The sequence below is a fragment of the Shewanella xiamenensis genome, from assembly GCF_014647135.1.
Taxonomy (GTDB): domain Bacteria; phylum Pseudomonadota; class Gammaproteobacteria; order Enterobacterales; family Shewanellaceae; genus Shewanella; species Shewanella xiamenensis.
In genome coordinates this window covers 287,529-301,639 of sequence record NZ_BMOP01000003.1, presented here as the reverse complement: position 1 = coordinate 301,639, position 14,111 = coordinate 287,529, and the positions used below count along the sequence as shown (strand labels likewise).

At 45.0% G+C, this 14,111-nt stretch carries 10 protein-coding genes and 1 pseudogene; 6 read left to right on the top strand and 5 right to left on the bottom strand.

Annotated elements, in window-relative coordinates:
• Positions 1 to 106: 106 nt before the first annotated feature.
• A complete protein-coding gene (locus tag IEY09_RS04540) occupies positions 107 to 697 on the top strand; it encodes an FxsA family protein (protein ID WP_188870030.1) in 591 nt (196 codons plus the stop codon).
• A gap of 154 nt (positions 698 to 851) precedes the next feature.
• Here IEY09_RS04540 and IEY09_RS04535 read toward each other — a convergent pair whose 3' ends face one another.
• Positions 852 to 3,935 carry an efflux RND transporter permease subunit gene (locus tag IEY09_RS04535; protein ID WP_088586156.1) on the bottom strand — a complete coding sequence of 1,028 codons (3,084 nt, stop codon included), beginning with the start codon at positions 3,933 to 3,935 and terminating at the stop codon, positions 852 to 854.
• Between the two features lie 3 nt (positions 3,936 to 3,938).
• A complete protein-coding gene (locus IEY09_RS04530) occupies positions 3,939 to 5,021 on the bottom strand; it encodes an efflux RND transporter periplasmic adaptor subunit (RefSeq protein ID WP_188870028.1) in 1,083 nt (360 codons plus the stop codon).
• Positions 5,022 to 5,149: 128 nt separating this feature from the next.
• Here IEY09_RS04530 and IEY09_RS04525 point away from each other — a divergent pair, with 128 nt between their 5' ends.
• A complete protein-coding gene (locus tag IEY09_RS04525; RefSeq protein WP_109277898.1) occupies positions 5,150 to 6,139 on the top strand; it encodes a LysR family transcriptional regulator in 990 nt (329 codons plus the stop codon).
• Here the strand turns inward: IEY09_RS04525 and IEY09_RS04520 are convergent.
• Positions 6,136 to 7,494, bottom strand: a complete 1,359-nt coding sequence (locus IEY09_RS04520) for an MATE family efflux transporter (protein WP_140907373.1) — start codon at positions 7,492 to 7,494, stop codon at positions 6,136 to 6,138. The two genes, IEY09_RS04525 and IEY09_RS04520, sit on opposite strands and share 4 nt — an antisense overlap.
• A gap of 227 nt (positions 7,495 to 7,721) precedes the next feature.
• On the opposite strand from IEY09_RS04520, the gene IEY09_RS04515 reads away from it, so the two are divergent.
• From IEY09_RS04515 to IEY09_RS04500, 4 genes and pseudogenes are all read left to right on the top strand, one after another.
• Positions 7,722 to 8,012 carry a co-chaperone GroES gene (locus tag IEY09_RS04515; protein WP_011071021.1) on the top strand — a complete coding sequence of 97 codons (291 nt, stop codon included), beginning with the start codon at positions 7,722 to 7,724 and terminating at the stop codon, positions 8,010 to 8,012.
• 58 nt (positions 8,013 to 8,070) lie between these two features.
• Positions 8,071 to 9,708, top strand: coding sequence for a chaperonin GroEL (groL, locus tag IEY09_RS04510; RefSeq protein WP_037430013.1), 1,638 nt, complete (start codon positions 8,071 to 8,073; stop codon positions 9,706 to 9,708).
• A gap of 425 nt (positions 9,709 to 10,133) precedes the next feature.
• Positions 10,134 to 10,370, top strand: a complete 237-nt coding sequence (gene hipB / locus IEY09_RS04505) for a type II toxin-antitoxin system antitoxin HipB (protein WP_105253052.1) — start codon at positions 10,134 to 10,136, stop codon at positions 10,368 to 10,370.
• A gap of 3 nt (positions 10,371 to 10,373) precedes the next feature.
• Positions 10,374 to 10,517, top strand: a pseudogene (locus IEY09_RS04500) (type II toxin-antitoxin system HipA family toxin); the annotation flags it as partial.
• A gap of 408 nt (positions 10,518 to 10,925) precedes the next feature.
• Here IEY09_RS04500 and IEY09_RS04495 read toward each other — a convergent pair.
• Positions 10,926 to 11,225 carry a type II toxin-antitoxin system HicB family antitoxin gene (locus IEY09_RS04495; RefSeq protein ID WP_188870027.1) on the bottom strand — a complete coding sequence of 100 codons (300 nt, stop codon included), beginning with the start codon at positions 11,223 to 11,225 and terminating at the stop codon, positions 10,926 to 10,928.
• A gap of 589 nt (positions 11,226 to 11,814) precedes the next feature.
• Positions 11,815 to 14,091 (bottom strand): NACHT domain-containing protein, encoded by a 2,277-nt coding sequence (locus tag IEY09_RS04490; protein ID WP_188870025.1) that lies wholly within the window; start codon positions 14,089 to 14,091, stop codon positions 11,815 to 11,817.
• Positions 14,092 to 14,111: the final 20 nt, after the last annotated feature.

The window sequence follows — 14,111 nt, the reverse complement described above, 5'->3', positions numbered from 1 at the left end:
ATCAGAAGTTTCACCGCTTTAGCGCAGTCTGCGCCCTAATGACTTGAATTAAGACCGGATTGCCCCCATTTAGTTTTCAAACGAGCAAGATAAATCTGAGGTCGGTATGTTTTTAATCCTATTTTTATTATTTGTGCTGATCCCAGTTGTTGAGCTGTCAGTGTTAATCCGCGTGGGTGAGGTGCTGGGTACTTGGACCACTATTGGCCTTGTATTATTTACTGCTGTATTGGGCGTGTCTTTAGTACGCAGTCAAGGATTAAGTACTCTAATGCAAGTGCAGCAAAAACTCGCGCGCGGTGAGGCGCCAGGGCAAGAAATTGTCGAAGGTATGATGCTAGCCATGGCGGGGGTGTTGCTGGTTATCCCTGGATTTGTGACTGATTTTATTGGTTTATTGTTGCTCACTCCTTTAACCCGTCGTCCGATAGCAGCCTTAGTGTTTAAACGTATGCAACTGCGAGTGGTGTCGGGCTTACAAGGCGGTATGCACGGCGGTTTTGGTGCGGGTCCCTTTGGCTCTCATTCTGGCTCACAAACAAATCCTTTCGATCAACCTCCCTTTGAGCAAAATAAACATGCCGATGGCAATGTGTACGAAGGCGACTTTGAACATAAGGCCGACCCTAGCGATAAACGTCCTGAAAGCCATCAATTGGTGGATAAAGACGAGCAACCCAAAGATCCAAAGGCGTAATCCGCTTTTCAGCTCGACTTTCTTTCCTCTGTGTAAAGCCTCAAGTTATCGGGGTTAGCCGCTATTCTTCGACATCCCAATATGAAAAGGCCAATCGATGCTAATAAGCAGCATCGATCGGCCACGCCGGGAAGCGTTTAGGGGGAGTGGCGGGCTAGTGTTTCTCGCTCGCCACCGCATTCGGTTTGATGTTAAAGGCCAAGCTGTACATCACTGGCAGCACGATAAGGGTCAGCAGCGACGCAAAACCTAAACCAAAGATGATAGTGATCGCCATGGAGCCGAAAAAGGCGTCGGGGATCAGAGGTATCATCCCGAGCATGGTCGTGATCGCCGCCATCATCACAGGGCGAACGCGGCTAACACAGGAATCGATTAAAGCTAAATAGGCGGCTTTGCCTTCACTGAGTTCGAGGTTGATCTGGTCAACCAATACAATACCGTTTTTAATCACCATGCCCGATAGACTCAGTAGTCCCAGCAGCGCCATAAAGCTAAAGGGCGCGTCGAAAATCAATAATCCCGCCGATACCCCAATCAAGGCCAATGGCACGGTAAACCAAATCACTAACGGCTGGCGTACCGAGTTAAACAGGAACACTGTGATTAAAAACATCGCCAAGTAACCCAGTGGAATTGAGCTAAATACCGCGGTTTGGGCTTCGCCCGCCGTTTCATACTCGCCACCCCATTCTAAGTGGTAACCCGCAGGCAAGCTGATGGCTTCGACCTTAGCTTTGACTTTACGTAATACTGAGTCGGCGGTTTCATCGCTACCCAGTTTAGGGTCGGCTAAAACGGCTAACATCCGCATCCGATCGCGACGTTTTACTAAGGGGTTTTCCCATTGAGTATCGAAGCTGCTTACAACTTGCGTTGCTGGTACAAAGGTGCTGTGCTCGCTACTCCAGATTTGCAGTTTCCACAGGCTGTCCGCCTGTAAACGTTCCTCGGCGGGTGCGCGGGCAACGATGGGGAGTAAATGGCTGGTTTCACGGTACAGGCCAATCTGTTTGCCGCTAAAGTTAACTAACAGTGCGTTATCCAGATCCTGTTTACTGATCCCCGTTTCCCTTGCTTGAGCATTTTCTAATTGCGGACGAATTAAAGTCACTTGGTTGCGCCAGTCATGGCGAATACCGTCCATACTCGGCTCCGCATGGAAGATGGCTTCGGCTTGAGCGCCTAGAGTACGCAGTACTTCGGGATCATCACCGTAGAAGCGAGCCTCAATCTTCGCGGCGGGAGAAGGGCCGTTTTCCATGTTCTTTAATCTGAACTGTGCCTGCGGGAATCTCTGATTTAAAAAGGTTTCTAGCTCTGGCATATAGACTTTTAAGGAGGCTAAATCTGCCATTTCAATAATGAGCTGCGCATAGGCTGGATAGCCCTTTTCGGGTTGATAGGGCAACACAAACCGCTGCGCACCTTGGCCAATGACCGTTGTTAAGTGTTTTAAGCCACTATGTTGTTCCTCGGCTTGCTTGAGTAACTGCTGCTCAATATCGGCGGTAAAGCGTTCAGTGCCTTTAATATCTGTACCTTCTGGCATCCAAATATCGACAAAGAAGATGGGCGTATTAGATGCTGGGAAGAACACATTCTTGATATGACCAAAGCCAATCACTGCGCTAACGAGCATGGCACCGACTAATAAAATGCTGGCGATTCTAAAACGTAGGGCAAAGGTTAAGCTCGCGCGGTATATGCTAAAGAACCAGCCCTTGTATGGGTCCTGCTCTTCCTCATCTGCGGGGGCATCTTTAAACAGCAAATGGCAGAAGAAAGGCGTCAGGGTGATCGCGGTAATCCAACTGATAAATAAGGAAATCATCAACACTTGGAACAGTGAGCGACAAAACTCCCCCGCGGCATTTTGCGATAAGCCAATCGGTGCAAAGGCTATAATCGCAATAACGGTGGCACCAAGCAGTGGCCACTGAGTTTGCGACACAATTTGTTTGGCGGCTTCGAGGCGAGTCTTACCACGACGCAGACCAATCAAAATGCCTTCTGTCACCACAATGGCGTTATCGACCAACATGCCCAAAGCAATAATCAGCGCGCCGAGGGAGATCAGTTGCAGTTCAATACCTAGCACTTTCATCACGATAAAAGTACCGAGAATGGTCAACAGTAAGATGACCCCCATCAATAAGCCTGAGCGTAAACCCATAAACAGCAAGAGTACGGCAATAACGATGGCAATCGATTCTAATAGATTGATCAAAAAGCCATTTACTGTGTCATCCACCGCCAAACTTTGGTTATAAACCGTGTCTAAGCTCATCCCTATTGGGCGCTGAGACTCCAGTTCGGCAAGGCGCTCGCTAACGCTTTTACCCACTTCGACCACGTTGACGCCACTTGAAAAGGAAATCCCAAGGGAGAGGGCGGCTTCGCCACGGTTGTGATAGAGCACGTCAGGGGTTTCATCATAATCTTTTTCTATATGGGCAATATCACCAAGATAGATAAGCTCAGTGCTGCCGGGCGGGCTGACGATCAGACGTGCGAGATCCTGCACACTGCTAAATTCTCCGGTGGGATGGATGCGAATACGATTATCGCCCACCACTAAACTGCCCGCGTTGGAGACCACGTTTTGATTGTTAATCAGGCCGTGGATATAGCTTTGATCTAACCCCAGTGCCGAGAGTTTTTGTTGTGATATTTCAATCACAACCTGCTCAGTTACGCTGCCCGCAACTGAAACCTTTTTGACCCCTGGCACCAGTACCAGTTCGCGGCGCAAATAATCGGCATAATTGCTTAATTCACGGTTACTATAGTCAGGCCCTGAGAGATTAAACAAAATGCCGTACACATCGCCAAAGTCGTCATAGACTTTGGGCGTGCTAGTGCCGGGAGGCAGTTGTCCTGCGGTGTCGTTGACCTTACGACGTACTTCATCCCACACCTGCGGCAGGCTCGTTTTGTCATAGGTTTCTTTGACCTCAATTTGGATCTGCGACAAACCCGCACTGTTAATGGAGGTTACGTGCTTAACCGCATCGAGCTGCTGCAAGGCATCTTCGAGGGGAAGGGTGACTTCTTCTTCCACTTGCTCTGGCGATGCACCCGGATAGGCGGTGATCACTAGGGCTTCTTTAATGGTAAATTCGGGAAACTCTAACTGCCCAAGACCGGTAAAGCTCACACTACCGCCCACGAGTAGCAGTAATACAAACATCCAACTGATGACTTTGTGGCGGATTGAATACTCAGCAATATTCATGGATTAAACTCCGCGCTGCCAGCGTAGTGGTTTGACTTTCATCCCGTCGGATAATTGGGATACACCTGCACTGACAATTAAATCGCCATTATTAATACCGCCAAGCACTTCAACACCTTCACTGGTGACTCGGCCTAAGGTGACAGCAGCGGGTTTCACTTCGCCCGATTGCGTTTGATAGACCCACACTTGGACGCGGCCATCCTGATCGCGTTTATCGATAGCGGTGACTGGCACTATGGCCGATGCTGCTTGGCTTGGGCTTTTCATTAAGGCTAGTGTTAATTCAGCGCTCATCCCTGGAAGTAATTGAATATCCTTGGGTTGTGGTAGGGAAAACACCACTTCATAGGCCTGAGTGCCGGGCGTAACTTGGGTGGAGTACTCCTTGAATTTCGCATCAAACTCCATGCCTGCTAATGCACTAAAACGCACTTTAGCGACAAACTTTTGCTGCTGGATATAAGTGTTTAAACCCGCGGCCATTGACTCGGGGACTTGAATACTCACATCGAGCAAATGGTTGTTTTGTAGGGTTAATATTCCTTGATTAGCCTGCACAATTTGGTGGTTATCCACTAAACGTTTGGCCACAGTGCCACTAAAAGGGGCGATAAGCTTGGTATAACTTAACTGGTCACGGGCGGCAGCTAAGGCGGCTTTGGCCGATTTAAGCTGTGCTTGGGCGCTATCAAACTCGGCTTGGGAGATTAATTTACGCTTTAGGAGTTCGGTTTTACGCTGAAAATCCGCCGCTAACAGTTCATGGTCTGCTTCGCGGGTCATTAAATTGTTATAGGCATCCCTGTCGTCCAGTTTAGCCAATAGGCTACCTTGGTTAACACTTTGCCCCTCTACCAGCGCCAACTCTGTGAGTTGCCCAGAAATGCGAAAGGACAATTCTGCGCGGCTATTGGCGCTCACCCGAGCGGGGAAGGTTCTAAAATCTCCACCCTCGAGTTTGGCAACCTCAAACAGTTTTACGGGTCTGATGACACTCGCCTGTACCGAGCTTTCCGCTGGCGTGCAGGCTGTAAGCAGGGCTGGCAATAACGCCGCCAAGGGAATAAGTCGATAAGCTTTCATGGTGGAGAGTCCTCAATAACAATTTATCAGCATTTCAGGGGCGCGAAGATATCAGCTAAAGTTGTTGCAATAAACGGGATACTTTGGGATTATCAATCCCACATAATGAGATTGATATTAAGTTAAAAATGAAGACAGAGGACCTCGCGTTATTTCACCGAATCGCTGAAACCGGCAGTTTGATTGAAGCGGCGGATTTGCTTAACTTACCAAAATCGACCGTGAGTCGGCGTTTACAGGCATTGGAAGATGAGCTGAATATCAAGCTATTCCACCGACAGAGCCGCTCGATGACGCTGACCTCGGCGGGAAGCCATTTTTACCAACGTTCACAGAATATCTTGGCGCAGCTCGATGAAACTCTGTTTGAGATGACTAACGAAGATGCTGAGATCAGTGGCCATCTCCGCATTCAAATGTTTCCTATCCACAGTATGAATGTGTTGATGCAAGCCATTTTCCGTTTTATGGATCTGCATCCCAAGCTCACGGTTGAAGTGATTAGTAGCGCAGAATCTGTTGATATGGTGAAGAATAATCTCGATGTAGCCTTTGTGGTCGAACCCGCATTAGATACCTTAGATTTAGTGGTGCGGCCGATATTCACCACGGATTTGCGTTTTTATGCCAGTCCCCAATACCTAGTGCAACATGGTATGCCGCAGACTCCACAGGAGATTGAGTCCCATAATGTGGCCTTATTTAGGCTCTCAAATGGCAAGATCTTTAATGAGTTATGGATTGGTGCCGAACAGGAAGTTCGGGTTCGGGGAAATTTCTGCTCCAACAGTGTTGAAGTGGCGGTAGAGTTTGCCCTGCAAGGGCGCGGCATTGTGTATGCGCCTGCGGAAGTGGTGGCTGATTTTGTGGCTTCAGGGCAGCTAATTACCCTGTTACCTGAGATAGAGTCCCATCCCGGCGAATGCTATTTAGCCTATCCATCAAGACGTTATGTAAGCTTGGCCAGCAGACGCTTTATCGACTTTATTATTAAAGAACTGGCGCCGAAAGGTGTACCAACTAATCTCAGCACGCAAAGTGTGCGCCGAGTTTGTAAGGCATCGGAGGAGCCCTTCCCACCCAATGATGTGCGTTTTAGCCTAAAAAGCACAACCTAAATCGCGTCGGCGGTCGTGACCTTGGTCGGCTCGCAAATCCGCTGCGCTAAGTAATAACAGGCAATCCCCATCAAGAGGTTGGTGATGGGGAGCGCGAGTAATAAGCCTTTTACGCCATCAATATAAGATCCCAGCGCCGCCAGTGGCAGCATCAATAGCACTAAGCGGCACAGGTTAATCACTAACGAACTCATCGGCCTATGGTAGGCATTAAGCGCCGTGGCAAAGATAATCACAATTCCCAGCGGGCCATAGGCGCAGGGTAGCACCAGAATATAAAAACTTAACCACTCTAGCACCTGCGGATCGGTACTAAATAAATTCGCGAGTGGCTGGGCCAAAAACGCCAGCGGAATATAGAGTAAGGTTTGGAATACAAAGATAAATTTAAGCGATAGCAGCAAAGCCTGCTTCGCCCTTTGGGGTTGACCAGCACCGAGATTTTGCGCGATAAACGGCATGAGGCTCGATGATAATGCCATCACCACAATTAATAACACCGATTCTAAGCGCGTACCCGCACCAAACGCTGCCACCGCGCTATGGTCGATATGGGCCAGCATCGCCATAATCACCGCATTGGCGAGCGGATTGATTAAATTCATCAAGGCCGCAGGCTGGGCAATATGGGCAAGTTTACTCCAGTTGGCACGCATTCTATCGATATCAAATACCGCCCGCTCAAGCATCCGCCGCTTGATGATCAGCAAATAACCCGAGAGCGACAATGCGACAAGCCATGAGAACAGGGTGGCAATCGCTGCCCCTTGGATCTCTAAACGGGGAAAAGGTCCAATACCGAAGATAAGCAAAGGATCGAGGATTAAGTTAATCAGCGCCGCCAGCATCATTATCATCGCTGGTGAGCGAGTGTCGCCCGTGGAGCGTAAGCCTTGGTTGCCCACCATCAATAACACCAACAGTGGCGCGCCCACATACCAATACATCATATAGTCATGAATGAGTGGCAAGCTGGTTTCATTGGCGCCAAGTAAACTAAACAGTGGCTCGATAAAAATACTGCCAAGGGCGGATAAACTGGCGATAAGGATAAAGGTCAGCAGCAGCGCATCGTGCAAAAACACCTTGGCACGTGGCGCATTACCCGAGCCAATCAGCCTGCCAAGGTTAGTAGAAACGCCTGCACCCACACCAATGGCAATGCTGGAAATAATTAACGTTACTGGAAAGGTAAAACTGATTGCAGCTAAAGGCTCTGTCCCTAATTGGCTGATAAAAAAAGTGTCAGCGAGGCTAAAACCTAGAATGGTCATAATGCCAATCAAGTTAGGGAGGCTCATGTTGAGCAGTACACGACCAATTGGCGCGCTAAGCAGCCCGTGTCTGTCTTTCATGGGGAAAATAGTGCCTTGTTTGCGAGCGGAGGCGAGATTCTAGCAGGATTGTGCCCGCTTGAAAAAACCGACATCAAAAATTTGAATTTTTTTTTGTAAAGGCACTTGGATCTGGCAGGGGTTAACCCCATATCACACACATCAAAGGGGAAGGCGGAAATGCCTCCTCTTTTTCATCACAAAATCGCCTCGATTGTTGGGCATTAAATCATTAGGAGAGTTCATAGATGAATATTCGTCCATTACATGACCGCGTAATCGTTAAGCGTTTAGAAGTTGAATCAACTTCTGCGGGTGGCATTGTATTAACAGGCAGCGCCGCCGAAAAATCGACTCGCGGGGAAGTCCTTGCAGTAGGTAATGGCCGTATTTTAGAAAACGGCACTGTAAGACCTCTGGATGTGAAAGTGGGTGATGTAGTGATCTTCAATGAAGGTTACGGTGTTAAGAAAGAAAAAATCGACGGTCAAGAAGTCTTGATCCTGTCGGAAGCTGACCTGATGGCCATCGTAGGTTAATCCACGACATCAATTCGACATTCCAATTAATCATTAAAAATGTAAAGGATATTCAATTATGGCAGCTAAAGAAGTTGTATTTGGTAACGACGCACGCGTAAAAATGCTGGCTGGTGTAAACATTCTGGCTAACGCAGTTAAAGTGACCTTAGGCCCTAAAGGCCGTAACGTAGTATTAGACAAGAGCTTTGGCTCACCACTGATCACTAAAGACGGTGTGTCTGTTGCAAAAGAAATCGAATTAGAAGACAAATTCGAAAACATGGGCGCGCAAATGGTGAAAGAAGTTGCTTCTAAAGCCAACGACGCCGCCGGTGACGGTACCACTACTGCAACTGTTCTGGCACAAGCCATTGTCACTGAAGGCTTAAAAGCCGTTGCAGCGGGTATGAACCCAATGGACTTAAAGCGCGGTATCGATAAAGCCGTGATTGCCGCCGTTGCTGAACTGAAAAACCTTTCTCAAGATTGCGCTGACTCAAAAGCGATCGCTCAAGTCGGTACTATCTCTGCAAACTCTGACGAGTCAATCGGCCAAATCATTGCCACTGCAATGGAAAAAGTCGGTAAAGAAGGTGTGATCACCGTTGAAGAAGGTCAAGCACTGGAAAACGAACTGGACGTAGTAGAAGGTATGCAGTTCGACCGTGGCTACCTGTCTCCATACTTCATCAACAAGCCAGAAACCGGCAGCGTTGAATTAGATCACCCATTCGTACTGTTAGTCGACAAGAAAATCTCTAACATCCGCGAACTGTTACCAATCCTTGAAGGTCTGGCAAAAACTGGTAAGCCATTACTGATCGTTGCCGAAGATGTTGAAGGCGAAGCCTTAGCTACGCTAGTTGTTAACAACATGCGCGGTATCGTGAAAGTGGCAGCGGTTAAAGCCCCAGGCTTTGGTGACCGTCGTAAAGCCATGCTGCAAGACGTAGCGATTTTAACTGGCGGTACTGTAATCGCTGAAGAAATCGGCCTAGAGCTTGAAAAAGCAACCCTAGAAGATTTAGGTACTGCTAAGCGTGTTGTGATCACTAAAGACAACACCACCATCATCGATGGTAACGGTGAACAAGCGCAAATCGAAGCGCGCGTTAGCCAAATCAAGCAACAAATCGAAGAATCAACTTCAGACTACGACAAAGAAAAACTGCAAGAGCGTATGGCTAAATTAGCTGGCGGCGTTGCGGTAATCAAAGTCGGTGCTGCGACCGAAGTTGAAATGAAAGAGAAAAAAGCTCGTGTAGAAGACGCGCTGCACGCAACCCGTGCTGCGGTTGAAGAAGGTGTGGTTCCTGGCGGCGGTGTTGCTCTGGTACGTGTAGCTTCTAAGATTGCTGACGTTGAAGTAGCTAACGAAGACCAAAAACACGGTGTGGTTATTGCCCTACGTGCAATGGAAGCGCCACTACGTCAAATCGCGACCAACGCAGGTGAAGAAGCCTCAGTTGTGGCGAACAACGTTAAAAACGGCAGCGGTAACTACGGTTACAACGCGGGCAACGACACCTACGGTGACATGTTAGAAATGGGTATCCTTGACCCAACTAAAGTAACCCGTAGCGCACTGCAATTCGCAGCGTCTATCGCAGGCCTGATGATCACCACCGAAGCAATGGTAGCTGAACTGCCAAAGTCTGATGCGCCTGATATGGGCGGTATGGGTGGAATGGGCGGAATGGGCGGCATGATGTAATTTTTGCTGGTTTAAATCGGTGATTACGGCGTTGCTGCTCGCTCACATACAAACAACGTATGCTACGCTCACAGCGCCTTGTACTAACACGATTTATCCTGCGCAAAAAGTATCGGTGGTCTTTAGCTTAATCGCTTAAAACCCAACTTCTTGTAAGAGAAAAATGAAAGCCCCGACTCAGGTAACTGAGTCGGGGTTTTGTTTTTGGACTGGTAATTGGGGGAAGCGGCGTTTTTCAAGCTAGGTGTACTTACCTACACTTTTTGGGTTTTAAGCATTGAAAATTGCTTTTAAAGTGTAACATTGTACACTTTTAGTGGGTTTGTCATTATCAACAATCAAAAAGTGTACGTATATACACTTTTTGATTGAATGAGACTGTTATTAAGGCTAAGGTGTAGGAAGTTACACTTTTGGAGACGATAATGGCATCACCGCTAAATCAACAATCCCTCGGCTTGTTAATTAAAGAACGCAGGAAAAGTGCTGCTCTTACTCAAGACGTGGCGGCCATGTTGTGCGGCGTAACCAAAAAAACGCTGATCCGAGTTGAAAAGGGTGAGGATGTTTATATCTCAACCGTATTCAAAATCCTTGATGGTCTGGGGATTGATATCGTTTCGGTTCAAACCAGCGACACAGAAACTAACGGCTGGTATTAACCTATGAGTACAGCTAAAACGCTTACGCTAGAGATGCACCTCGGTGATTTAATTATCGGGGAATTATCCTTTGATGCCACGACCGACACCTTTGCGGTGTATTACACCAAAGATTGGCAGCAAAGTGGATTTCCACTTTCACCAACTAGTGTGATCGCTAGCAAAACTTGCTAGACATTGCGGCCTAACGGCCGAGGTGAATCAAAGTCGTGGGGCTTCACCCCCTGATTTTTTAATAAAGAGTCGACCAAGGAGGACTGCTCGTCCTATCCTCCTTGCCTATTGTTTTCACATCAGCCAAGACGCCCCTAACGGAGTTGAAAGCCCCTTGGGCATTTAGCGTCCTTATGCTATCGCGTCAGACGCTCGTCCCTGATTCGACTGACGCTATCTCGGCATCCATGCCTCGCTCACGCAACGAACGCAAATGCCCTGCGGCAACTCCGAGGGGAGGGTGAACTTCTGTAGCTTTGGTGCCGGCTGTTAAACCCAAAAGAGTTATGGATGTCCCATCTTTCGGTTAGACTGTCCCATCTTTCGTTAAACCCAAAAGAGTTATGCCTGTCCTTTTTTTCTGACGGCCTTGCCTAAGTAGGGCTCCAAGTCAACGTCGATGATCGCCCAAGCCCAGCCTTGGTAATCTTTATTCTTTTGCAAGGTAGCCAGATCACTAGCCTTTGGTGGTAACTCCTCACGCTCGGCCAATTCTTCTAAGTACATTTCAACGGCTTCCTTTGCGTTTGATAACGCCTCTTCTAAAGTATCGCCTGCCGAAAAACAGTTAGGTATATCTGGAAACACTACTCCGTAAGCGTGTTTACTGTCGCCAGTCTCAATTGCAATTGGATATAACATTCTTATCACCTTCATTGTGGGTAAGTGATTGTAAAAGAGTTATGGATGTCCCATCTTTTCTTTATTGTAAAAAGAGTTATGGATGTCCCATCTTTCCCTACACTTTTTGGGATTTAAGCACTGAAATTGTTGCCAAAAGTGTAACATCGTATACTTTTGCAGGTGGTTTGACGGTCCCATCTTTTTTTAGTGTGATCGCTAGCAAAACTTGCTAGTCATTGCGGCCTAACGGCCGAGGTGAATCAAAGTCGTGGGGCTTCACCCCACACCCGACCAAAAGGGGAAAAGCGCCTGTTCCCCTTTTGGATATCCCCCTGCGTCCCCAACGGAGTTGAAAGCCCCTTGGGCATTTAGCGTCCTTATGCTATCGCGTCAGACGCTCGTCCCTGATTCGACTGACGCTATCTCGGCATCCATGCCTCGCTCACGCAACGAACACAAATGCCCTGCGGCAACTCCGAGGGGGGTGAACTTCTGTAGCCTTGGTGCCGGCTGTTAAACCCAAAAGAGTTATGGATGTCCCATCTTTGCAGATATTCTAGCCTCGAATCTTTCACTGTTTATGACCTATCTTTTATATTAAAGATAGTTATTTTTTTAATTTACTGTAATCAATTTTATTATCTATGGATTCGTTGTAAAGCTTTAGAATTCCAGCGTTAAAGTTTTTTGATGTTTTTCTGTTCTTGTTTATCTTTTTTTGAACCTTTTTTATTGCTAAAGATTTGTAATTATTAATTGTGTCTTCATGGCCTAAAGCTAATTGTATAATTATAGGAATGTTTTCCTTGTGGTTAAGGATGAATTCATCATATTCATTTTTACTTGATAAATAGCTTTTTACGGCGGAAATTAAGAACAAGCTGTAAATTGACTCGTCGGAATTATTTGACTCTTTTTCTATCTCTTTTGAAATTTCATTAAGGGCATTATTAAAGAATTTATAACCATAGCCATATTCCATTAAGGACTTGAAAATAGCTAGAATATGAATTGGGGGTATTTTTGAAAATATTTTGTTACTTTCGCCATCAAGAATGTTTTTGTAATACATGCCAGCGTCTATGAACATTTCCTTTACTATATTTTTAATGTTAGCGTATGGGCTTTGGTAACCGGCAAGGAGAAATCCTGCCATGTTTACAAGTCGAGAGATTCTATGCCCTTCATGGTTTAATGGGATTTGAGATATTTCATCAAGTAATTCTGGGCAGTCTCTCTTGAGTCCAACATAAAAGAAATAAGTGTTTATGGCATAAGGGTGAAATATATCTGCATCTAAAGTAACTTTATATTTTGATGATAAACTTCTAGCGTAGAAAAATTCTAAAAAAGAACGGTGCTTAAAGTATATTGTGTCATTGTTTTTGTTATATGAGATAATTCCTGAACGCTCTATTAGTTCAGTGAATAAAAGATTTGAATTTATATCAAGATTTCGTTGTGATAAGTAATCATGGAAAATTTGTTTTCCTTCACTCTTTGACATAAACTCTAATGAGTTTTCATACATGTATTCTGATATTTTTATAACTAAAGCATCTAGTGCATCAAATTGTTTCTGTGTTTTTAATCCTTTGTCTATATCCCATCTACCCAGTGATATTTCACAAAATTTAGAGTACAACTCTGTTAAATTACTTGGTAAATCTTGGTTTCCTTCTGAAATTAGTCTCGCTAGGATAATGGCTGCTATAGGTGTTTTAGGTAATACTTTGAACAAATCTGATCTTTTAAGGTCTTCAAGTATTTGATATTTTGAATCTAAATTCTGACAGAATTCTTCAATAAATTTTATTATGCCAGTAACTTTTAATGGTTTTATTCTGTAGTTGTTATTTCTGTAGATATCTAATGTTTCAATTTTTTCATTAGATATTTCTCTGCTTGCAATTACTAGATTTATATTGTTTGATGAAGATGTTTTTTCTATGAGGGTAGATATTTTTTCTGCTAGAGTATCTTCTTCAATTTTAATCTCATCGAGACCATCTATAAGATAGAGGAATTTTCTGGAGTTATCCTCTTGGACTCCATACTTAATTTGCAGTTCATTTAAATTTTCTAAAATATTAAATGTGTCATTGAAGGCATCTCTAGCAGTAATGTAGATTGGTATTATTCTCTTTTCCCTGTAAACGTCTAGATCGGAGTATTTTTCAATTAATCTGTTAAGTAGTTTAGTCTTACCACCTCCCATCTGTGATTCAATAAATGAAACTCTAGATGTTTCTACAATTTTGTATATATCTATTATTGGATTTTTTCGACTTATATCTGGTTCATTTTTCTCAATTTCTTGTTCTAAGTATTTATTGTTAAATATATTCCCGACAAGACTTGATTGATTTTCTCTTTGTGCTTTGCTGCATCGCTGTTCATTTAGTAGTTTAGTGTCACCAATTGCAACTCCTAAACCAAAATCTGGAAAATATTTCTCAGCTAAATTTAAAAGTGAGTTAATGTCTACAAATTTTATTTTTTGAGTTTTAAATTTGTCATATATTTTTTCTTTTGCATTTTCAGAAATGGTTCCATTGACCACTATCCATATTTCAGATAGATATATTTCTTTTTTTCCATTAGCGCTTAATCTTCTGAGCGCACATTCATCAATTTGTTCAGTTACACTGCTAATGTTTTGTGTTATTTTACCAATTTTAGCAACTATTCCAATGTGTTCAGTGTCTCCAAGCTCTTCGGACAGTTTTGTAAGTATGAAATCAGCACCTTTCTCATTGGTTCCATGTGTATACTCAACTTTTTGTATAGTTGGCATCTTGAGGAAGATAGTTTCTAGAAAAGGATGAAAGTTTTTTACTTCATTATCAATGTTTTGAATTCTGTTTTTTAAGTTTCCATTCATATGATTTCCTTTTTTATGAT